The sequence below is a fragment of the Mycobacterium sp. pV006 genome, assembly GCF_041287115.1.
In the GTDB taxonomy this organism is placed as follows: domain Bacteria; phylum Actinomycetota; class Actinomycetes; order Mycobacteriales; family Mycobacteriaceae; genus Mycobacterium.
This window is the reverse complement of the sequence record NZ_JBGGKT010000010.1, coordinates 187176-208017: the sequence shown is the minus strand read 5'-3', so window position 1 is coordinate 208017 and position 20842 is coordinate 187176. Positions and strand designations below refer to the sequence as shown.

Below are 20842 nucleotides of genomic sequence, written 5' to 3'. Positions count from 1 at the left end.
ACGAACACAGAAGCTGCGACCGGGGTAAGTCAACCACGTTCAGGGCCGCTGCGACAGTCTGACGAGGTGTTCTGATCTCGGTGTAGGGAACAATTCACCACAGAGAGTCGATGTGCAGCACCCGGGGAGGGCAGGTTTGGCAGAGCCGGTGGCCGATTTCGGCCGGCAGCTGCTGGCGTGCGCGCTAGATGGGACCGCGGCCGGCGAGACGCCGCTGCGGCACGTCGCCGACCTTCCGGCGCGACAGGCCGCGGCGGTCGCATGGCCGCGCTGGGCCGATCCAGATGTGGTGCGCGCGTTCCATGATCGGGGTGTGACCGCGTTGTGGTCGCACCAGTCGACTGCTGCGCAACTGGCTCGCGACGGCCGCCATGTCGTGGTGAGCACCGGGACCGCCTCGGGCAAGTCGCTGGCCTTCCAGTTGCCGATTCTGACGGCCATGGTCGAGAATCCGCGCGCCCGGGCGCTGTATCTGTCCCCGACCAAGGCGCTCGGGCACGACCAATTGCGCGCGGCGACGGCACTGACGAGCGAGATCGCGGCGCTTGCCGACGTCGCGCCGGCCGCCTACGACGGCGACAGCCCTACCGAGGTGCGGCGCTTCGCGCGGGAACGGTCCCGCTGGATCTTCTCCAACCCCGACATGATTCACCTGTCGCTGCTGCGCAACCACGCGAAGTGGGCGGTGTTCCTGCGCCACCTTCGCTACGTCGTCGTCGACGAATGCCACCACTACCGCGGAGTTTTCGGGTCCAACGTCGCAATGGTGCTGCGGCGCCTGCTGCGCCTGTGCGCCCGGTACCGGCCGGCCGGCGACATGCCGACGGTGATCTTCGCCAGCGCCACCACCGCCGAACCCGCGGTCACCGCTTCGGAGTTGATCGGCCAGACCGTGGTCGAGGTGACCGACGACGGATCACCGCACGGCGCGCGGACGGTCGCGCTGTGGGAACCGGCGCTGATCGACGACCTCGTCGGCGAGAACGGTGCGCCGGTGCGGCGTTCGGCGGGCGCAGAGGCCGCCCGCGTGATGGCCGATCTGGTCGCCGAGGGCGCGCGCACCTTGACCTTCGTGCGGTCGCGGCGCGGCGCCGAGCTGGTCGCGCTCGGCGTGCGCACCAGGTTGGCCGACACCGCACCGCATCTGGCCGAACAGGTGGCGTCCTACCGGGCGGGCTATCTGGCCGAGGATCGCCGCGAACTCGAAGCGGCACTGTCTGACGGTCGGCTGCGCGGCGTGGCGACCACCAATGCGCTCGAACTCGGCATCGACATCGCGGGGCTGGATGCCGTTGTGCTGGCCGGGTTCCCGGGAACCGTGGCGTCGTTCTGGCAGCAGGCCGGCCGCGCCGGGCGGCGTGGGCAGGCCGCGCTGGTGGTGATGATCGCCCGCGACGATCCCCTCGACACCTACCTGGTCAATCACCCTGCCGCCCTGCTGGACGAGCCGATCGAACGGGTCGTCATCGACCCGTCGAACCCATACGTGCTGGGTCCTCAACTGCTCTGCGCCGCAACCGAACTGCCGCTCACCGAGGCCGAGGTGCGGTTGTGGGACGCCGAGGAGGTGGCCGCGGCGCTCGTCGACGACGGGTTGCTGCGCCGACGACCGGCCGGATATTTCGCGTCGCCGGGTCTGGATCCCCACCCGGCGGTGGACATTCGCGGCGGTACCGGCGGCCAGATCGCGATCCTGGAGGACGGCACGGGCCGGATGCTCGGCAGCGCCGGCGCCGGGCAGGCGCCCGCGTGCGTGCATCCGGGTGCGGTGTATCTGCACCAGGGGGAGACGTATGTGGTGGACTCGCTGGACTTCGAGACCGGGGTGGCGTTCGTCCATCCCGAAGATCCGGGCTACACCACGTTCGCCCGTGAGGTCACCGACATCAGCGTCACCGGTGAGGGCCGGCGCGCCACCCACGGCGAGGTGACCGTCGGCCTCGTCCCGGTGTCGGTCAGCAACACCGTCACCGGGTACCTGCGACGCCGGATGGACGGCGAGGTCATCGATTTCGTCGAGTTGGAGATGCCGACCCGCACGTTGGACACCATGGCGGTGATGTGCACCGTCACCCCGGAGATGTTGCTGCGCAACGGAATCGACCCGTTACGCGTCCCGGGCTCCCTGCATGCCGCCGAGCACGCCGCGATCGGACTGCTGCCGCTGGTGGCCAGTTGCGATCGCGGCGACATCGGCGGGGTCTCCACGGCGATCGGACCCGTCGACGGACTGCCGACGATCTTCGTCTACGACGGACATCCCGGCGGTGCGGGTTTCGCCGCCCGGGGTTTCGACGTCATCGCCGACTGGTGGGCCGCCACCGCATCGGCCATCGAGTCCTGCGAATGCCCGTCGGGCTGCCCGTCGTGTGTGCAGTCGCCCAAGTGCGGCAACGCCAACGACCCACTCGACAAGGCCGGCGCGGTGGCGGTGCTGCGCCTGGTCGTCGACGCGGTGACGCGGGTACGCGCAGGCACGTCTCGGTAGGATCACCCTCATGAACCACGACTGGTTGCTCGTGGAGACACTCGGCGACGAGCCCGTGGTGGTCGCGGAAGGCGTCCACACCCGCAACCTCATCCCGATCGGCAAACATCTGCGCCGCAACCCGCATCTGATGGCCATCCAGACCGCGATCAGCGAAACCGTGCGGGCCGGAACCGGTCTCACCAGCATCACCCCGAAGAACCACCAGGTGATCCGCACCGAGGTGGTGCAGATGTCCGACGGGGTGATCCACGGGGTCCAGATCTGGATCGGGTCGGTCGATCACGAGCCGCCACCGCGACCACTGGTCGGTCCGCTGATCTGGGATCTGAGCGCGGGTACCGCCACCGACACCACCGAGTCGCTGCGGGTCGGTGGCTGGGATCCGAGCCGCCAGAACCTGCAGGGCCGTGCATTCGTCGACGACCTCCCGCGTCGCGACCTCAACCCCTATGAGGCCAAGGTGCTGGGGATGGTGATCAAGCCGCAGCCGGGCGTGACGATCTGTTCCACCTGGGACGTCAACGATTACCAGGGACAGCCGATCACCGTCGGATTCGTGTCGCGGTCACTACTGGACCGGACCGACGGAACAGAGCGGGTGATCTGCCGCGCGATGAACTGGCGCACCGTCCCGGAAGGCAACAGCATCCAGCAGAACCTGCTCGCGCAACGCATCCTCGACGGGCTGGCCGAACCCGGCCGCCACCGCGCGCTGGTCGATCCCGTGAAATGGACGCTCCTCAAGTGGCTCGACGATCCGCCGCCGTTCTTCGACTGGCGTGCCGGCATGCGCAGCGCCAAGCTGATCCATCCGAACGACCGAGACGTCACGGCGGCGATGGCACAGCAGTTCGCCACCGGACCCGCCTCCGGTGTGGTGCGGCTGGCCGACCGCGACGGCGAGTGGACACCACTGCACGTCACCGTGCACCGGGTCGAGCTCGAGGACGGGGTACTCGCCGGCCTGGCGGTGTTGCGGGCCCCCACTGCCGAGGAGCTCGCCGACGTGGACACGCGCGAACAACGGCCTGCCCGCGCATCGTCGGGTTGGCGGCGCGGCCGCTAACGGCCGTTCGGCCCGCCCCGACCGTTGCCAGGCCCTTTCTTTTCCGCTTTGCCGGGTTTGTTCGGCTTGCCCGGTTTCGCCGCCGGCGGGCCAGGCGGTGCGGACTCGACCGGCTGCACCACGGGTGGAGCCGACGGCGTGGTGGTCGGCGGGGGCGGTGGGGCCGGTACGGCGGAGCTGGTGCCGACCGGCTGCGCCGGCGCCGGGGACGATGAGAACGGTTGCATCGCCAGCGCGATACCGGCTACGAGGAACGCCGTGGCGATCCCGCCGACCAGCACCCACGTCCGGGTCTGGTTGCGGACCGGCACCGGACGGTTTCCGGTCGGCGGTGGCAGCGGGGCCGGCATCACGCGGGTCTGCGGTGGCGCGGTGACGGGGAGGGGTCCGGTCAGCGCCGCGCGCATCTCGTCGGCGCTCGAGAAGCGGTGCGCCGGGTCGCGGGCCATGGCGCGCTCGACCACCGACGCCAGGCCCGGGTCGACATCGGGTCGGCAGTAAGACAGCGGTGGCGGAGGGGCGTTGACGATCGCGTGGGCCACCGCGACGGGGTGGTCCTGCGGGAAGGCGCGGCGGCCGAGTAGCGCCTCATAGGCGATGATGCCGACGGCGTAGAGATCATCGGCCACCGACGCCGGCGCCCCGGCCAGCCGTTCGGGACTCAGGTAGCACATGGTCCCGATGATCTGACCGGTCTGCGTGTGGTTCACCGCGTCCGCGGTCTTGGCGATCCCGAAGTCGGCGACCTTCAGCGCGTCACCGGTGGCCGAGAGCAGAATGTTGCCCGGTTTGACGTCGCGGTGCAGCACTCCGGCGCGGTGCGCGGCGCCGAGTGCTGACAGCACGTCGTCGAGCATCGCACGCACCTGCAGCGGGGTCATCGGTCCGCGCGCCATCAGGTCGCCCAGGGTGGTGCCGGGCAGCCGCTCCATCACGATGAACGGCCGGCCCTCGTGCTCGGAAAAGTCGTGTACCGCGACGATGTTCGGATGTTCGAGTGCTGCTGCGGCGCGGGCCTCCTGGGTGAACCGGCCGTGGTACTCGGGGTCGTCGAGGTTGGGATGCAGCATCTTGACCGCCACCGGGCGACGCAGCAGCGTGTCGAACGCCTCGCGCACCTCGGCCATCCCGCCGCTGCCCAGCACACCACGCAATTCGTAGCGGCCGCCCAGGATTTCGTGGCCGGTCATAGCCGTGGCGTAGCCCGCCTTACCTGGACGTAAACCCATCCACCGGTCCGGCGCGGGCCACCGCGCGCGCCGGACCGGGCGCCCACGAGAGACCGAGCGCGACGCTGACCTCGACCGTGACGTCGAGGCCGTCGACCCGGCAGGCCGTCACCGACGCGCCGGTCATCCCGGCGATGGAGCGCGCTGTCGCGCAGGCGGCCTCAGGTCCCGCCGTCAACCGGATCGCCGCACTGTAGGCAGCGAGATCGGCGGCAGCCTGGGCGCGGTGACGCGCCACCGCAGCCGCCCCGAGCGTCGCAGCTGCTGCCGTCGTGGCCAGCACCGCCGCGATCGCCGCCGCAGCCACGACGGCCGCCGCTCCCCGCTCGTCACGCGCCGGGCTCCACCACCGAGACACTGCGCGCGGTGATCCGGACGCCCGGCAAGAGTCGCGACGTGGTCGAGGCGGTGGCCGCGACGAGGTCGCCGTCCCGGCGGACCTCGATGGCCGCTCCTGCCGGCGCGATGCGGCCGGCGACAGCGGCCGCGCCGTCGTCACCGCGCGCCGCCAGCCGCGCCGCCTCCCGCGCCGCGTCGATACACCGGACCTGCATCGCCAGCGTCGTGAGACCGGCCAGGCACACCGCGAGCACCGCCACCAGCGACAGCAACGCGAACGCGGCTTCGACCGTGACACCGCCGGCATCCCCGCTCAGGCGTTGGTGTTCAGCGCCCGGCTGATGATGTTGTTCAGCGCGCCGACGATCGAGTCGCCGGTGACCACCGTGTACAGGATCGCCCCGAATGCCGCCGCGGCCACGGTCCCGATGGCGTATTCCACGGTGGACATGCCGTCGTCGTCGACGGCCAGCACGACCAGACGCGCCTGCAACTCCCTCAACTGTTGTCTCATCGACCATGTCCCCTTCCCTCTGTGCTCACAGCACTCCCGATTGCAGAACGTCACCGGCCAACCCGACGACGACAGGCACGATGCCCAGACACACGAATGCGGGCAGATAGCACAGTCCGAGCGGGCCGGCGATGAGCACCGACGCGCGTTCGGCTTTCGCGGCGGCGGTGTCGGCGGCCTCGGCGCGCAGCGCGGCGGCGAGATCCTCGACGCCGTGCGCCAGCGCGGCGCCCGAGGCAGCCGAGCGGCGAGCCATGCGCAGGAACGTCTCGAGTTGCGCGGGAGCCTCGTCAGTGGGGGCTGCCCACGCCCGGGCCGGGTCGGCGCCGAGCGCCAGCAGGTCGGCGGCGCGGCGCAGCATCGTGGCCATGGCGGCCGGAGCTGTCGCAGCCACACCGGCCGCGGCCGCCGATACCGCCATCCCCGAGCGCAGACACGCCGCGAGCAGATCCAGGGTGGAGGCCATGGCCAGCGGGTCGTCGTCACGCCCGGGGTTCGCGTTCTCGGCGCGCGACGGCCGGGATCCGTCGAGGCCACGAGCGGATGAGCCGACCAGAAGCGACATCGCCAGCAGTAGCGCGGCGAGACTCATGCGAGGACCCCGGCGATGAGGCGGTCCGACCACAGCAGTCCCGCACAGATGAACAGGGCACCGATCAACAGCAGCCAGCCGCCGAGCGGCTCCTCGATCAGGAAGCGCAGCGGGTCGGCGCCGACCGCCTGCCCCAGCAACAGGCCGACGACCGGCAGGCCGGCCAGCACCGCCGCGGTCGCACGGACGCCCGCGAGGCCGGCCTCGACTCGTCCGCGGAAACGGTGCCGTTCGGCGATGTCGCGTTGCGCAGCCTCGACCAGGGTGGCGATGGCCAGGCCCTGGGTGTGGGCCAGCTCCCAGCATGCCGCGAGCCGGTCCCAGTGCGCGGGTGAGGCGGACCGGACCCCTTCGACCCGCAATCCCGCGGCGACGTCTGCTCCCAGCCGGGCGCGCGCGGCCACCGTCTGCAACGATTCCGCGACGCGACCGCAGGACTCGGCGGCCGCGGCGGACAGCGCCATCACCGGGTGGGCGCCGACCCGTAGTTCACCGACGAGCAGGTCAAGCGCGCCCTGCAGGGTCTCGGTGTCGCGGGTGCGCTCGGCTGCTCTGCGCCGGCACCGGCGCCGGAACGACAACGTGGCGGCCAGCACGGCCGATGCAGCCACCGCGGTCGGTGGCAGCCACAGGGCCGACACCGCGCAGCCGAGCACCGCGAACGCACTGGCCGGCACCCGCACCCGACGCTCGGCAGCGGGCACCGCGATCCGGTGGCGGGCCGGGCCTGGCGCCACGAGCACCGCGACCGCGAGGACCAGCCCGGCAACGCTCACCTCGGCCTCCTTGACTGCAGCAAGGTGTTCAGTTCTCCTGCGCCGCAGTCGAATCCGGTGTCGACGCGCCAGCTCGGCACCACCGTGACCGAGCCGTTCGCGTCGCGGCGCAGGACGCCGATCTCACTGAGCCGACGCTGACCCGCCCGATCCCGGCTGACGTGCAACACCACCTGGACCGCGGCGGCGAGCTGGCTGTGCAGCGCGGCCCGGTCCAGCCCGCCGAGGGCGGCCAGCGCCTCGAAGCGGGCGGGCACCTCTGCAGGACTGTTGGCGTGCACGGTGCCCGCTCCCCCGTCGTGACCGGTGTTGAGCGCGGCGAGAAGGTCGACCACCTCGGCGCCGCGGACCTCGCCCACCACGATCCGATCCGGACGCATCCGCAGCGCCTGCCGCACCAGATCGCGGACCGTCACCTCGCCGACCCCCTCGACGTTGGCCGCGCGGGCGACGAGGTTCACCAGATGTGGGTGCCGCGGCGCGAGTTCGGCCGCGTCCTCGACGCACACGATGCGTTCGTCGGCGGGAACCGCACCGAGCAAAGCGGCCATCAACGTCGTCTTTCCTGCACCCGTTCCACCGGAGACGACGAATGCCAGTCGCGTGGCGATGATTTCGCGCAACAGGCGCTCGGCGACATCGTCGATGGCGCCCGACCGGCACAGCGCGGCGAGGTCCTGGGTGGCCGGTCGCAGCACGCGCAGCGACAGGCACGTTCCGGCCGCCGCGATCGGCGGCAGCACCGCGTGCAGACGCACGGTCAACGCGCTGCCCGCACGGGTTCCGACGGTGTTGAGATGTCCGTCCACCCATGGTTGCGCCTCGTCGAGGCGGCGGCCGGCGCTCAGCGCGAGCCGCTGGGCGAGTCGGCGGACCGCGGCTTCGTCGGGAAACGACACCGCGACGCGACGAAGTCCGCTGCCGGTGTCGACCCACACCGCGTCGGGTCCGGTGACCAGGACGTCAGTGGTCCCCGGCGCGCACAACAGGGGCTCGAGTACTCCGGCACCGACGAGTTCGGTCTGCAGTTCACGCAGATTGGTCAGAACTTCGGTGTCACCGAGAACGCCGCCGGATTCGGCACGGATGGCCGCTGCCACGACACTGGGCTTCAGCGGCGCTCCCTCGGTCGCGAGGCGTTCGCGGACCCGGTCTATCAGCGACGAGTTCACGCCGCAACCTCAGACCGGCGTTCCAGATGCGGGTGCCGGCCCAGCACGTCGAGGACGGTGCGGGCCGCCGACGCCAGCGGGCTGCGCCGACGCAGCCGCAGACCCCCGCGCTCCAACGCGGGGCCGATCCCGGGTTCCGGACGCATCGTCGCCAGCACCGGCAATCCGACGATGCGGGCCACGTCGACCGGTCGCAGCCCACCCGGGGCGGGGCCGCGCACCACCAGACCGGTGTTCGGGTTGACCGCGCTCACCCACCGCGCGGTCGCGCTCGCCGATGCGCCGGCCCGCACATCGGCCGGAGTGATCAGCACCGCAAGGTCCGCGAGCGCCAACACGGTCTCGGTGGCCGAGATCGGTTGACGCGCGACGTCACACACCACGGTGACCCCGGCGCGGCTGCCGGCGTCGATCACCGACTCCAGCGTCGCGGGGGTGATGTCGTTGCTGCTGTGGTCGGCAGACAACACTCGGCTTCCCGCGAGCACCGCGACGCCGTGGCGGCGCGGCAATGCCTCTCGCAGCGCGGGATAGTTCAGGCGCCCGCCGGCGGGCGACAGATCCGGCCACCGCAGGCCCGGCTCTGTCTCGCAGCCCAGCACCAGGTCCAGACCACCGCCGTAGGGATCGGCCTCCACCAGCAGAGACTCCGCTCCGACGCGTGCCAGGGCGGTGGCGAACACCGAGGCGCCCGCCCCGCCCCGGCCCGACAGGACCGCCACCACCGGACCGCGCGTCACCGCGTCGCGCGCGGCCTCGGCGGCGTCGGCGAGCACTGCCATCAGCACGTCGTCGTCGGCCGGAAGCTGCAAAACCTGCTGCGCCCCGACCGCGACGGCGGCCTGCCACTGCGCCGGACCCGGGACGGAGCCGCTGACCAGCAGGATCCGCGACCTGCGCGGCAGTCCCTGCGCAGCACATTGCGCGGCGGCCACATCGTCGAGCAACACCGCTGCGGCCGCGGACCACACCCGTCGGCCGACCGGAAGTGCTGCGCGCACCATCGTCAGACCCGCAGCTGCGGCCACCCGTTCGGCGTCGGCGGCCAGCACCGGGTCGTCACACAGCGTGAGGATCGCGTCGGACGTCATGCCGACAAGCGTCATCGACCCGACGCAGAGCGAAAAGAACCCCGTCCCTCCCCAGGCGAAAGCTGGGGATGGACGAGGAATTGGGGATCAAAAGTATCGCCGGCGGGCGAAAACAGCGTTCCGCAATCACAATTGCGCGATTGATCTATCCGCTTTGCGAATTTCCCTTAGAAAAGAGACGACCCCCGCCAGGGGGGGAGGAGGCGGAGGTCGTCGTGTATCAGCCCCGGGGGGTCGGGCTGATGCACACCCGGCATAAGCCGAGTGATGCCCACTATACACACGCGAAGGCGGTCCAGCGCAAGAGCGAAAGACGCAAAAGTGATGTAGATCTGGGAAACGTAACAGTCGCAGACACGTGTCGTGAACTGCCAATTTGTACGCTCTGGCGCTTTGTGTCACACCGGCCGGCTCTATGCTGACCGGTGTGACCTCACCCGAGCCGTCGACCAGCACTTCCCGGGTCCAGGAAGCTGCGGCACCGCAGCGCCCGGTCCGGACCGCGGCGTTCTTCGACCTCGACAAAACCGTGATCGCGAAATCGAGCACTTTGGCTTTCAGCAAACCGTTCTTCGATCAGGGGCTGATCAATCGTCGCACGGTACTGAAATCTGCGTACGCGCAATTTTTGTTCCTGATGTCCGGTGCCGATCACGAGCAGATCGACCGCATGCGCAACTACATCACCAACATGTGCGCCGGCTGGGACGTCGAGCAGGTCAAGACGATCGTCGGGGAGACGTTGCACGACATCGTCGACCCGCTGGTGTTCGCCGAAGCCGCGGAATTGATCGCCGACCACCGGCTGTGCGGCCGCGATGTCGTGATCGTGTCGGCCTCAGGTGAGGAGATCGTGGCGCCGATCGCGCGGGCGCTCGGAGCCACCCATGCGATGGCGACCCGCATGGTCGTCGAGGACGGTCGCTACACCGGCGACATCGCGTTCTACTGTTTCGGCGAGGGCAAGGTCGCGGCCATCCGCGCCCTGGCGGCGCGCGAAGGTTATGCGCTCGAACATTGCTACGCCTACTCCGATTCGATCACCGACATCCCGATGCTCGCCGCCGTCGGACACCCGACCGTGGTCAACCCGGACCGCGCGCTGCGCAAAGAGGCGGTCGCGCGCGGCTGGGAGATCCGGACCTTTACGCGGCCGGTTCCGTTGCGCGATCGCATCCCGGCGCCGTCGGGCGCGGCGGTCGCCACGACGGTCGCCGTCGGCTTCAGCGCGCTGGCGGCGGGTGCGCTGACCTACACGCTGCTGCGCCGGTTCGCATTCTGAGCACGCCCGCATCGAGATTGCTGGGTGACCGCGTAACAATCCGGGCTCGCCCCGCCGCGAGGGACTTGATGTGATCACGATCACGTAGTACAAAGGGAACTACGGAAGCCGGGCGAGGCCAAGGCAGAGCCGGAAGAGAAGGCTCTGATCTCCCGAACCCGGACTCCCAGCACGGGTCCCCGGAACCCACGCGGAGCACATACCGCGGAATAGGTAAGAGCGTTGCGGGCCTGCGTACTTGCGAAAATCGGACGACCGAGTCCGCCCTTTGGGTGGGGTGGTGGTCGTAGCGCTTCGCAGCGACGCCGAGGCCAACCCACGCAACCCGATACGCACGCTTGGTAACCGGAGTCCCGTGCTTGGCGGGCGGCGCGCCGAAGTTGTTTCGAAGTACTTCGGACGCCGCCCGCTTCTTGTTTGCTGCAGGGCCTACGAAGCCATGGCCTGTGCCATCGCCAGCGCCTCCCGGGCGCCTGCGTGCAGACCCTCGCTGCTGAGCACCAACCACGCCGACAGACCGTCCGGTGTGCCGGACGCGAATCCGCGTGCCGCGCTTCGATAGTCGTTCGAGCGGCGCATCCAGTGCACTTCCGGCACCCCGAGCCCATGCGGGTCCAGCCCGCTGGCGATGGTGATCAGCCGCGACACCGCGCGCGCCACCACCCCATCGGCGCTGCCGAACGGCGCCAGCGTCAACAGCTCGCCGTGGGCCACACCGGCCAACACCGCCGCGGGGACGCGCGATCCCCCGGTCACCAGCTCGGCCAGCATCTCCAGCCGGGGACCGACCTCGGGTACGCTACGCGGCCGGCCGAGCACGTCGTCGTCGACCAGGTCGGCGGCCGCCAGCGAATGTAGTCGGGCCAGCGCCTGCAGCGGCGCGCGCCGCCACACGCCCACGAGGGAACCCTCGCCGCCTTCCAGCGCCTCGGCGACGCGCAGCGCACCGGCTAACACGGGGTCGGTCCCGTCGGCAGGGAACTGCAAAGGCCCGCCGTCGAGCACCGACGACGCACGGGCGGCCCGCAGGGCGGCTTCGGCGGCGGTCTTGGGCCAGCCGCGCAGATTGGTGCGGTGGCGGTGGGCGCGCCCGAGGGCCTCGCGGGCTTCCTCGGCCGCGTCGGCCACCCCCCGCAACTCCGTCAACGGCGCCAACGGATCCCGCCCGGAGCTGCTGCTGGTCACGCCCGTCACGCTAGCCGACCGCTGGACCGCCGAGCCATCGCGTTCGTCGCTGATCACCTGCCGTCCGCAGCGCCACTTGTGAGTTGGCCGTTTGATCGACCCGTCCAGTGACTACCCTCACAACTATGACCGAGACGCCTGTGGAGATCCCGTCGTCCTACCCACCGCCGGCCGAGTTCGTCGAGCATGCCAACGCCACCGAGGCGCTCTACGAACAGGCAGAAGCCGATCGTCTGGGTTTCTGGGCCGAGCAGGCGCAACGGCTGGATTGGGAGACCCCGTTCACCGAGGTGCTCGACTGGTCGGACGCGCCGTTCGCCAAGTGGTTCGTCGGCGGCAAGCTCAACGTCGCCTACAACTGTGTGGACCGGCACGTCGAGGCCGGCAACGGTGACCGGGTCGCCATCCACTGGGTGGGCGAACCGGTCGACGATGCCCGCGACATCACCTATGCCGAACTCAAGGACGAAGTGTGCCGCGCCGCGAACACGTTCACCGAACTCGGGCTGAAGACCGGTGACCGCGTCGCGATCTACATGCCGATGGTGCCCGAGGCCATCGTCGCGATGCTGGCGTGCGCGCGGTTGGGCGTCATGCACTCGGTGGTGTTCGCCGGATTCTCGGCCAGTGCGCTCAAGGCGCGCATCGACGACGCCCAGACCAAGCTGGTGGTCACCACCGACGGGCAGTACCGCCGCGGGTCGGCGGTGTCGTTGAAGACCGGTGTGGACGAGGCCATCGAAGGTCTGGGGGACGCCAGCCCCGTCGAACACGTCCTGGTGGTGCGCCGCACCGGCATCGACACCCCGTGGACCGAGGGCCGCGATCTGTGGTGGGACGAGGTGGTGCCGAAGGCGTCCACCGAGCACACCCCGGAGGCGTTCGACTCCGAACACCCGTTGTTCCTCCTCTACACCTCCGGCACCACGGGCAAGCCGAAGGGCATCGTCCACACCTCGGGCGGATACCTGACCCAGTCGGCGTACACGCACCACTACGTCTTCGACATCAAGCCGGACAAGGACGTGTACTGGTGCACCGCCGACATCGGCTGGGTCACCGGGCACACCTACATCGTCTACGGGCCGCTGGCCAACGGCGTGACGCAGGTCGTCTACGAGGGCACCCCCGCCTCCCCGACCGAACACCGCCACTTCGAGATCATCGAGAAGTACGGCGTCACGATCTACTACACGGCGCCGACGCTGGTCCGCACCTTCATGCGGTGGGGTCGCCAGATTCCGGCCGAGCACGACCTGTCGTCGCTGCGGCTGCTCGGCTCGGTGGGCGAACCGATCAACCCCGAGGCGTGGCGCTGGTACCGGATGGCGTTCGGCAAGGACAAGACGCCGATCGTCGACACGTGGTGGCAGACCGAGACCGGCGCGATCATGATCTCGCCGCTTCCCGGCGTGACGAACTGTAAGCCGGGTTCGGCGATGCGGGCCCTGCCGGGCATCTCGGCCAAGATCGTCGACGACGACGGCAAGCAGCTCGATCCGAGCCCCGACCACGGCGAGCACGACACCGGCTACCTGGTGTTGGACCAGCCGTGGCCGGCGATGCTGCGCGGCATCTGGGGCGACCCGGAGCGGTTCAAGGAGACCTACTGGTCACGGTTCGCCGAGCAGGGCTGGTACTTCGCCGGGGACGGCGCGCGTTACGGCAGCGACGGCGAGATCTGGGTGCTCGGGCGCATCGACGACGTCATGAACATCTCGGGTCACCGCATCTCGACGGCTGAGGTGGAGTCGGCGCTGGTCGGGCATTCCGGGGTGGCCGAGGCGGCGGTGGTCGGCGCGACCGACGAGCACACCGGTCAGGCGATCTGCGCGTTCGTGATTCTCAAATCGAGCGCCCACGGCGGTGAGGAGAACATGGTCGACGAGCTGCGCGCCGAGGTGGCGCGCGAGATCTCGCCGATCGCCAAGCCGCGGGAAATCCACGTGGTGCCAGAGCTGCCGAAGACCCGGTCGGGCAAGATCATGCGCCGGCTGCTGCGCGACGTCGCGGAAGGCCGCGAGCTCGGGGACACCTCGACGCTGGTCGATCCGAGCGTGTTCGAGGCGATCCGCGAGAGCAAGTAGCTAACGGACCGGGGTGAACCCGGTTCCGGGCCGGCCCTTGGCGGTGATGTCACCCAGCTGGGTGTTGAACGACATCGTCACCGCCGGGGTGTGCAGCGGGATGTACTTGATGACGCACGTCGGCAGTTCTTCGGAGAATGCGCCGTGGATCATGCCGACGAGCCGGTTGTTCACGGTCACCGGTGCGCCCGAGTCGCCGGGCTGCCCGCACACCTGGTTGACGATCGTGCCGGGCTCCTTGCCCGGCCCCCACGTCACGCCGCAGGAGTAGCCGGTGGTGCGGCCGAGCTTGCAGGCCACGTCGCCGAACCGGGGGTCGGGGGCCAGGCCGTCGATGCGGAAGCCCTTGATCTCGCTGACGGGATTGACCTTCTGTGGGTCGAACTCGATCACCGCGTAGTCGAGGATGTCGTTGCCGGCCACCATCCGTCCGACGGGGCCCGCAGCTTCGGCGCCTTCGGCGGCCACCACCGCACCCGGCCCGCCGCAGTGCGCCGAGGTGAACCCGACCAGGCTGCCCCGGTTGTCGGTGCCGATCGCGGTCAGGGTGCAGAACGTCTCGCCGTTGACCACCAGACCGGAGCCGCCGCCCAGCGTCACCGGCGGCGCGGCCGCGGCCGGGACGACTCCCACCGAGCACCACGCGAGCACCGCCACGACCACCGCGCGAAGGACAGAGCAGCGGCCGCCGATGTTCACGAATGCAACCCCAATCGATGTGCCCGACCCGCCATCTCCTGCAAGTCGGCAGTCTAACGTCACTGCGACGCTGTTTAGCGGTACGACGCATGGCAACATGAACCCCTAATGGCTCCTGCGGGAAGGAACAGTGCGTGAGCGAGCGCAAGAACGGCGTGCCCAACACCGTGACATCGATACCGCTGGTGGATCCCCACGCCCCCAAGCCCGATCCGTCGATCGGTGATCTGGTCAAGGACGCCACCGCGCAGGTGTCGACGCTGGTGCGCGCCGAAGTGGAGCTGGCCAAGGCCGAGATCACCCGCGACGTGAAGAAGGGCCTCACCGGCAGCGTGTTCTTCATCGCCGCGCTGGTGACGTTGTTCTACTCCACGTTCTTCCTGTTCTTCTTCCTCGCCGAGCTGCTCGATACGTGGTTGTGGCGGTGGGCGGCGTTCCTGATCGTGTTCGGCATCATGGTCGTGGTCACCGGGGTCCTGGCCCTGTTCGGGTACCTGAAGGTGCGCCGGATCCGCGGGCCGCAGAAGACGATCGAGTCGGTCAAGGGACTTCCCGAGGCGTTGACGCCGGGCGCGGACAAGAAGGCGGTGCCCGCAGTCGACGGCAAGGCGGCGACGGCCGACCCGTCCGGCTGGTAATGACCCGACCCGACCCGTCGGTCGTACGGATCGACGGGCCGTGGCGGCATCTCGACGTGCACGCCAACGGCATTCGGTTCCACGTCGTCGAGGCCGAGGGCGCATCCGCGGCGGTGGACGGCTCCCGCCGCCTGACCGACCGTCCCCTGGTGATCCTGCTGCACGGTTTCGCGTCGTTCTGGTGGTCCTGGCGCCACCAACTGCGAGGCCTCTCCGGGGCGCGTGTGGTGGCGGTCGACCTGCGCGGTTACGGCGCCAGCGACAAACCGCCGCGCGGCTACGACGGGTGGACGCTGGCCGGTGACACCGCCGGGCTGGTGCGCGCCCTGGGACACAACTCCGCGACGCTGGTCGGCCACGCCGACGGCGGCCTGGTGTGCTGGGCCACCGCGGTGCTGCACCCCCGCGCCGTGCACGCGATCGCGGTGGTCAGCTCACCGCATCCGGCGGCGCTGCGCGCGTCGGCGTTGCGTCGCCGCGATCAGGGTCGCGCGCTGCTGCCGTCGATGCTGAGCTACCAGACGCCGCGCTGGCCCGAGCATGTCCTGACGCGCGACGACGGTGCCGAGGTAGAGCGTCTGGTGCGGGCGCGGGCGGCCGCCTCCTGGCCGACCACCGAGGACTTCGCGGAGACGATGACGCATCTGCGGCGTGCCATCCAGATCCCCTCGGCGGCGCACTCGGCGTTGGAGTACCAGCGGTGGGCCGTGCGAAGTCAACTGCGCAGCGAGGGCCGGCGGTTCATGCGCTCGATGAAGAGCCCGATCTCGGTCCCGGTGCTGCATCTGCGCGGCGAGGCCGACCCGTACGTCCTGCCCGATCCGGTCCACCGCACGCAACGCTATGCGCCGCACGGTCGCTACGTATCGATCGACGGCGCCGGTCATTTCGCCCACGAGGAGGCTCCGCGGGCGGTCAACACGCAGCTGTCGCGGTTTCTCGCGCAGGTCTACGCGTGAGCTAGCCGCTGCTGATGCAGGTGCCTGTCGGTACCGTCTCGCGGTTGCCGACCTTGGCCATCTGGCGGGAGACCTCGTCGGCGGTCAGCACGAAGCCGGTGTCCTTGTCGTCGACCGCGGCCCCGAAAACCACACCGAGTACCTTGCCGCCGCGGTTGACCATGGGGCCGCCGGAGTTGCCCTGGGCCACCTCGCCGCGGATGGTGTAGACCGTTCGGGTCACGGTCTTGGTGCGGTAGATGTCGGGTCCGTTGAGCTGGATGACCTCGCGGACGCGGGCCGGGGTGGCCCGGAATTCGCCGCCGCCCGGGTAGCCCATCACGATGCCGTCGGTGCCCGACGGCGCCTCGTTCTCGACGAACTGCAGAGGCGCGGCCGGCAGTTCCGGCACGTCGAGGATCGAGATGTCGGCGTCGGGGTCGTAGGACACCACGGTGGCGGCGTAGGACTGCCCGTCGACCTCGACGGTGACGCTGTCGGAACCGGCGACGACGTGCGCGTTGGACATCACCCGCTGCGGCGCCACCACGAAGCCGCTGCCCTCGAGCATCTTCTGGCAGCTGTTGGCGACTCCCTGCACCTTGACGACGCTGGGGCGGGTGACGCCGACGACGGCCGACGTCGCCAACGACGCGTCCGGCGCGTCGACCTCGGCGACCTGGGTGGGACCGAACGGTTTGAGCACGTCGTGCAACCCGGCCGTCTCCCACAGCGACGACAACCGCTCGGGTGTCGAGCGCAACCAGTCGGGTGCGACGTTGTCGACCTCCTGGATGACCCGGGAGTCGCGCACCGCCGCGGCGAGGTTGGGCTGCGGCGAGGACATCAGCGCGGTGCCCAGCAGCCAGGACGCGGTGAGCACCAGCACCAATTGCACGGCCACGCCGACGACGGAGTCGGCGACCCGCAGGGCCGGGTTGCGGATGGCGCCGCGGACCGCGCGTCCGAGCACCACGCCGGCGATCTCACCGATCACCACCAGGGTCAGGATCAAAAACAGTGTGACGAACAGCTTGGTGCGGGGTCCGTCGATGTGGTCGACGATGTGCGGCGCGAGCAGCACACCGGCGACCGCGCCGAGCGCGACCCCGATCAAGGCCAGCAGGGAACCCGGCGCCCCCGATCGCCAACCGGACACGGCGGCAATGAGCGCTACGGCGAGTACGGCTAGATCCAGCCACTGTGACGCGGTCATCGTTGGGCTTCACCGTAACTGCCGTCGTGGTCCAACAGACGCATTGCCTCGTCGAGTTCGTAGACGTTGTCGACGTCCCAGTCGGTGGCCCAGTCCGCGACGTCGAGCATCGCGGAGATCACCTGGCCGGTGAAACCCCACACCAGCATCTCGTTGAGCAGGAACGCCGGACCGGCGCTGCGCCGGGTGTTCTCCTTGCGATACACCATGATCCGGTTCTCGGGGTTGACGAACGCGCGCACCGGGACCCGCGCCACGTGCGCGGTCTCCCCCGCGTCGACCACGGCGACCGGTCCCGGATCCGGCGAGTAGGCCAGCACCGGGACGACGTGGAAGCCCGACGGCGGGATGAACATCTTGTCCAGCGTGGCCAGCGGGCGTAGCCGGCCGGCGTCGATGCCGGTCTCCTCCGTCGCCTCGCGCAGCGCGGTGTGCACCGGACTGCGGTCCTCGGGGTCGGCGGCCCCACCGGGGAACGCGGCCTGACCCGCATGGTGGCGCAGCGTCGACGCGCGCACGGTGACCAGCAGGTCGGCGTCGTCGGGCAGGTCGCCCGCGGCGCCGTCCGGCGGCCCGGAGAACAGCACCAGCACGGCGGCGTCGCGGCGGGTCCCGGTGACGGCGGCGGTGGCGTTGGCCGTCGTCAGTGCGGCGAGCACCTCCGCGGGCACCCGACGCCGGTAGGCGTTGCGCACGGCATCGGGCCGGTCGACCAGGGGCGCCAGCCATGCCGGCGACGCTTCCGGGGTCAGCTCGGCGGCGTCGTCATCGCCCCAGCTCACGAACGCATTCCTAGGCCGCTCCGATCGTCGGTTGGACCGCTTCGGCGATCTCGTCGGCGGTCGCGAAGGACCGAGGCAGGATCTCGGCCACGCTACCGTCCGCCCGCAGCACCACCGTGGCGGGCATGACGTTGGGCACGCGCAGCGCGGCGGCGATCGCGCGCCGCCCGTCCTGCAGCGTCGGCAGGTGTACGCCCAGCTCGGCCAGCATCAGCAGGGCCGCCTGCTCGTTCTCGTCCTGGTGCACGGTCAGCACCGTCACGTCCGGTTCGACGCGGCGCGCGAACTCGGCCATCGCCGGCAACTCGTCGGCGCACGGACCGCACCAGTACGCCCACAGATTGAGTACGACCGGGCGTCCGGCCAGCGCGGGCGCCACGTCGACGCGGGAACCGTCGCCCGCGCATTCGAGGACCAGACCGCGCAGCGCTTCGGGGCCGGGACCGTCGCCGGCCGGGGGACACGGCGCCAGGTCGGCGCGCCGGCGCGGTTCGGCCAGCGCTTCGGGGGTGTCGGCGTCGCGCCGGTCGCGCGCGGACGGGGCGTCCGACGCCGCCCGGCCGGCGTCGCGGTCGGCGCCGAGTTCGGTCCACAGCGCCGTCGCCAGCGCGACGACGACGATCAGCGCGGCGATACTCCAGCGGACAGACGTGCTCATGGTCGCGTCGACTCACAGCCCGGCCAGCGCGAGCAGGTGCTCGGTCTCCGGGCCGCGCACCAGCGGGGCCGCTAACAGCGGGTCGGTGGGCCCGGTCCCGAACGACGGGCAATCCTTGGCCAGGACGCACACCCCGCATGCGGGTTTGCGCGCGTGGCAGACCCGGCGGCCGTGGAAGATCACGCGGTGGCTCAGCAGCGTCCACTCGGACCGCTCGATGAGTTCGCCGACGGCGTGCTCGACCTTGACCGGGTCCTCCTCGGCGGTCCACCGCCAGCGGCGGACGAGTCGGCCGAAGTGGGTGTCGACGGTGATGCCGGGGATGTCGAACGCATTGCCGAGGATGACATTGGCGGTCTTGCGGCCGACGCCGGGCAGCGTCACGAGTTCGTCGAGGGTTCTGGGCACTTCGCCGTCGAAGCGTTCGACGAGTTCCTGACCCAGCCGGATCAGCGACGTGGTCTTGTTGCGGAAGAACCCGGTGGGTCTGATCAGTTCCTCGAGTTCGGCCCGATCCGCCTGCGCATAGTCCTGTGCGGTGCGGTATTTCGCGAACAGCGCCGGAGTGGTCAGGTTGACGCGTTTGTCGGTGCTCTGCGCCGACAGGATGGTCGCCACGGTCAGTTCGAGCGGGTTGGTGAAATCCAGCTCGCAGTAGACATGCGGGAAGGCCTTCGCCAGCGTGCGGTTCATGCGACGGGCCCGCCGGACCAGACCCAGTCGGGTCTCGCGGTCCCATTTCTTGCTCGACGCCCGCCGGGCCGGGGCGCTCGACTCACGCACGCTCACCAGGCCAGGGTACGCAGTGGGTCCGTCCCGACGCGCCCGGCTGCACCCGGCCCTTACCGACGGCTTTTCGTGATCGCGCTGAGACCTTCGGCGTGTTTACTTCTGCGATGTGTCGTGGTTGCTCGTCGCGCTGATTCCCGGGTTGCTGATGTTGGCGACCTTCGGCCTGGATCGCGTCGAGGCCGGGCTGCGCCAGGACATGTTCTCGGCGGCCGACGTCGCCGAATTGCTCGGACATGCCGAGGCCGTCGACGTCGACACCCTTGCCCGCGACGGCATCGACAGCGCGTTGCACGGTGCCGCGCAGCGCCGCGACGAGAGGGATTCGGCCACCGGCGGGCTGTCCACCGTGACCCCGGCGGAGGGTTTGCCCACGCGGGAGTATTTCCAGCACCACACCGGCCACGTCGGCAATCCTGGGTTTCAGCAGACCCGGCACGCCAACACTGTGTAGCGTGGGCTGGTCAACAACGCTGTACCTCTAGACTGATCTCGCGATCGCTTCTACAGGTCGGCTCGCGCATGTCAATTCACCTAACAGTCATAAGAGGGGCAACGTGGACGAGATCCTGGCCAGGGCCGGAATCTTCCAGGGGGTGGAACCCAGCGCCGTTTCCGCGCTGACCAAGCAACTGCAACCGGTCGACTTCCCACGCGGGCACACGGTGTTCGCCGAGGGCGAGCCCGGGGACCGGCTGTACATCATCATCTCCGGCAAGGTCAAGATCGGTCGTCGTTCGCCTGACGGCCGGGAGAACCTGCTGACCATCATGGGTCCGTCCGACATGTTCGGCGAGCTGTCGATCTTCGACCCGGGACCGCGGACGTCGAGCGCCACCACCATCACCGAGGTGCGGGCCGTGTCGATGGACCGGGATGCGTTGCGGGCCTGGATCGCCGACCGCCCGGAGATCGCCGAGCAGCTGCTGCGGGTGCTTGCCCGCCGCCTGCGCCGCACCAACAACAACCTCGCGGACCTGATCTTCACCGACGTGCCCGGCCGCGTGGCCAAGCAGCTGCTGCAGCTGGCCCAGCGCTTCGGCACGCAGGAGGGCGGCGCGCTGCGCGTCACCCACGACCTCACGCAGGAAGAGATCGCCCAGCTGGTCGGGGCGTCGCGCGAGACGGTGAACAAGGCGCTGGCCGACTTCGCCCATCGCGGCTGGATCCGGCTCGAGGGTAAGAGTGTGTTGATCAGCGACAGCGAACGGCTGGCCCGCCGAGCGAGGTAGGTAACCCGCCGAAATTGCATTCCACGCGCGTCAAGTACGCGTTTCAGCGCGCCACATGCAATCTCG

The 20842-nt window shown here is 70.0% G+C and carries 22 protein-coding genes; 8 read left to right on the top strand and 14 right to left on the bottom strand.

The genetic code is table 11. The annotated features are described in order from the left end of the window. Positions 1 to 148: 148 nt before the first annotated feature. Both ACAG25_RS17230 and ACAG25_RS17225 read left to right on the top strand, forming a co-directional pair. Positions 149 to 2488: a DEAD/DEAH box helicase gene (locus tag ACAG25_RS17230; RefSeq protein ID WP_370489695.1), complete on the top strand. Its 2340-nt coding sequence runs from the start codon at positions 149 to 151 to the stop codon at positions 2486 to 2488. A 10-nt stretch (positions 2489 to 2498) separates the two neighbouring features. Continuing rightward, positions 2499 to 3557 carry a PAS domain-containing protein gene (locus tag ACAG25_RS17225; RefSeq protein WP_370489675.1) on the top strand — a complete coding sequence of 353 codons (1059 nt, stop codon included), beginning with the start codon at positions 2499 to 2501 and terminating at the stop codon, positions 3555 to 3557. Here ACAG25_RS17225 and ACAG25_RS17220 read toward each other — a convergent pair. From ACAG25_RS17220 to ssd, 8 genes are read right to left on the bottom strand one after another with little or no spacing between them, the layout of a single operon-like run. Continuing rightward, positions 3554 to 4747, bottom strand: a complete 1194-nt coding sequence (locus ACAG25_RS17220; protein ID WP_370489674.1) for a serine/threonine-protein kinase — start codon at positions 4745 to 4747, stop codon at positions 3554 to 3556. The genes ACAG25_RS17225 and ACAG25_RS17220 overlap by 4 nt on opposite strands. Positions 4748 to 4766: 19 nt before the next feature. Continuing rightward, entirely contained in the window at positions 4767 to 5144 is a 378-nt protein-coding gene (locus tag ACAG25_RS17215; protein ID WP_370489673.1) for an Rv3654c family TadE-like protein, read from the bottom strand. Beyond that, entirely contained in the window at positions 5116 to 5397 is a 282-nt protein-coding gene (locus ACAG25_RS17210) for a TadE family type IV pilus minor pilin (protein ID WP_370489672.1), read from the bottom strand. The genes ACAG25_RS17215 and ACAG25_RS17210 overlap by 29 nt, the downstream gene beginning before the upstream one ends. A 41-nt stretch (positions 5398 to 5438) precedes the next feature. Continuing rightward, on the bottom strand, positions 5439 to 5639 hold the full coding sequence (locus tag ACAG25_RS17205; RefSeq protein WP_370489671.1) for a DUF4244 domain-containing protein: 201 nt from the start codon (positions 5637 to 5639) through the stop codon (positions 5439 to 5441). 25 nt (positions 5640 to 5664) lie between these two features. Then, positions 5665 to 6231 (bottom strand): type II secretion system F family protein, encoded by a 567-nt coding sequence (locus tag ACAG25_RS17200; protein WP_370489670.1) that lies wholly within the window; start codon positions 6229 to 6231, stop codon positions 5665 to 5667. Then, positions 6228 to 7007, bottom strand: a complete 780-nt coding sequence (locus ACAG25_RS17195) for a type II secretion system F family protein (RefSeq protein ID WP_370489669.1) — start codon at positions 7005 to 7007, stop codon at positions 6228 to 6230. The genes ACAG25_RS17200 and ACAG25_RS17195 overlap by 4 nt, the downstream gene beginning before the upstream one ends. After that, entirely contained in the window at positions 7004 to 8179 is a 1176-nt protein-coding gene (locus tag ACAG25_RS17190) for a TadA family conjugal transfer-associated ATPase (RefSeq protein WP_370489668.1), read from the bottom strand. Before ACAG25_RS17190 ends, ACAG25_RS17195 begins: the two co-directional genes overlap by 4 nt. Next, positions 8176 to 9270: a septum site-determining protein Ssd gene (gene ssd / locus ACAG25_RS17185; RefSeq protein WP_370489667.1), complete on the bottom strand. Its 1095-nt coding sequence runs from the start codon at positions 9268 to 9270 to the stop codon at positions 8176 to 8178. Before ssd ends, ACAG25_RS17190 begins: the two co-directional genes overlap by 4 nt. A gap of 415 nt (positions 9271 to 9685) precedes the next feature. Here ssd and ACAG25_RS17180 point away from each other — a divergent pair, with 415 nt between their 5' ends. After that, the gene (locus ACAG25_RS17180) at positions 9686 to 10552 is read left to right on the top strand and encodes an HAD-IB family hydrolase (RefSeq protein WP_370489666.1); all 867 of its coding nucleotides are present in this window, start codon (positions 9686 to 9688) and stop codon (positions 10550 to 10552) included. Between the two features lie 429 nt (positions 10553 to 10981). Here ACAG25_RS17180 and ACAG25_RS17175 read toward each other — a convergent pair whose 3' ends face one another. Further along, on the bottom strand, positions 10982 to 11737 hold the full coding sequence (locus ACAG25_RS17175; RefSeq protein WP_370489665.1) for an oxidoreductase: 756 nt from the start codon (positions 11735 to 11737) through the stop codon (positions 10982 to 10984). Positions 11738 to 11862: 125 nt separating this feature from the next. Between ACAG25_RS17175 and acs the strand changes: the two genes are divergently transcribed. Then, positions 11863 to 13824, top strand: a complete 1962-nt coding sequence (gene acs, locus ACAG25_RS17170; protein ID WP_370489664.1) for an acetate--CoA ligase — start codon at positions 11863 to 11865, stop codon at positions 13822 to 13824. On the opposite strand, the gene ACAG25_RS17165 is transcribed toward acs, so the two are convergent. Beyond that, positions 13825 to 14481: a serine protease gene (locus ACAG25_RS17165; RefSeq protein WP_370489694.1), complete on the bottom strand. Its 657-nt coding sequence runs from the start codon at positions 14479 to 14481 to the stop codon at positions 13825 to 13827. It abuts the gene before it with no gap. A 176-nt stretch (positions 14482 to 14657) separates the two neighbouring features. Between ACAG25_RS17165 and ACAG25_RS17160 the strand changes: the two genes are divergently transcribed. Continuing rightward, the gene (locus ACAG25_RS17160) at positions 14658 to 15161 is read left to right on the top strand and encodes a phage holin family protein (protein ID WP_370489663.1); all 504 of its coding nucleotides are present in this window, start codon (positions 14658 to 14660) and stop codon (positions 15159 to 15161) included. Beyond that, on the top strand, positions 15161 to 16120 hold the full coding sequence (locus ACAG25_RS17155; protein ID WP_370489662.1) for an alpha/beta fold hydrolase: 960 nt from the start codon (positions 15161 to 15163) through the stop codon (positions 16118 to 16120). Before ACAG25_RS17160 ends, ACAG25_RS17155 begins: the two co-directional genes overlap by 1 nt. 1 nt (position 16121) lies before the next feature. On the opposite strand, the gene marP is transcribed toward ACAG25_RS17155, so the two are convergent. Genes marP through nth form a run of 4 tightly spaced genes read right to left on the bottom strand, consistent with a single transcriptional unit; the run spans position 16122 to position 19448 of the window. After that, positions 16122 to 17315 carry an acid resistance serine protease MarP gene (gene marP / locus ACAG25_RS17150; RefSeq protein WP_370489661.1) on the bottom strand — a complete coding sequence of 398 codons (1194 nt, stop codon included), beginning with the start codon at positions 17313 to 17315 and terminating at the stop codon, positions 16122 to 16124. Then, positions 17312 to 18097: a CoA pyrophosphatase gene (locus ACAG25_RS17145; protein ID WP_370489660.1), complete on the bottom strand. Its 786-nt coding sequence runs from the start codon at positions 18095 to 18097 to the stop codon at positions 17312 to 17314. Before ACAG25_RS17145 ends, marP begins: the two co-directional genes overlap by 4 nt. Before the next feature lie 10 nt (positions 18098 to 18107). Further along, complete coding sequence (locus ACAG25_RS17140; RefSeq protein WP_370489659.1) at positions 18108 to 18755, bottom strand: TlpA family protein disulfide reductase; 648 nt, start codon at positions 18753 to 18755, stop codon at positions 18108 to 18110. Between the two features lie 12 nt (positions 18756 to 18767). Further along, entirely contained in the window at positions 18768 to 19448 is a 681-nt protein-coding gene (gene nth / locus ACAG25_RS17135; protein ID WP_370489693.1) for an endonuclease III, read from the bottom strand. 205 nt (positions 19449 to 19653) lie between these two features. Between nth and ACAG25_RS17130 the strand changes: the two genes are divergently transcribed. Beyond that, complete coding sequence (locus ACAG25_RS17130) at positions 19654 to 19998, top strand: hypothetical protein (protein WP_370489658.1); 345 nt, start codon at positions 19654 to 19656, stop codon at positions 19996 to 19998. A 103-nt stretch (positions 19999 to 20101) separates the two neighbouring features. Further along, a complete protein-coding gene (crp, locus tag ACAG25_RS17125) occupies positions 20102 to 20776 on the top strand; it encodes a cAMP-activated global transcriptional regulator CRP (protein ID WP_005138643.1) in 675 nt (224 codons plus the stop codon). The last annotated feature ends 66 nt before the right edge of the window (positions 20777 to 20842 follow it).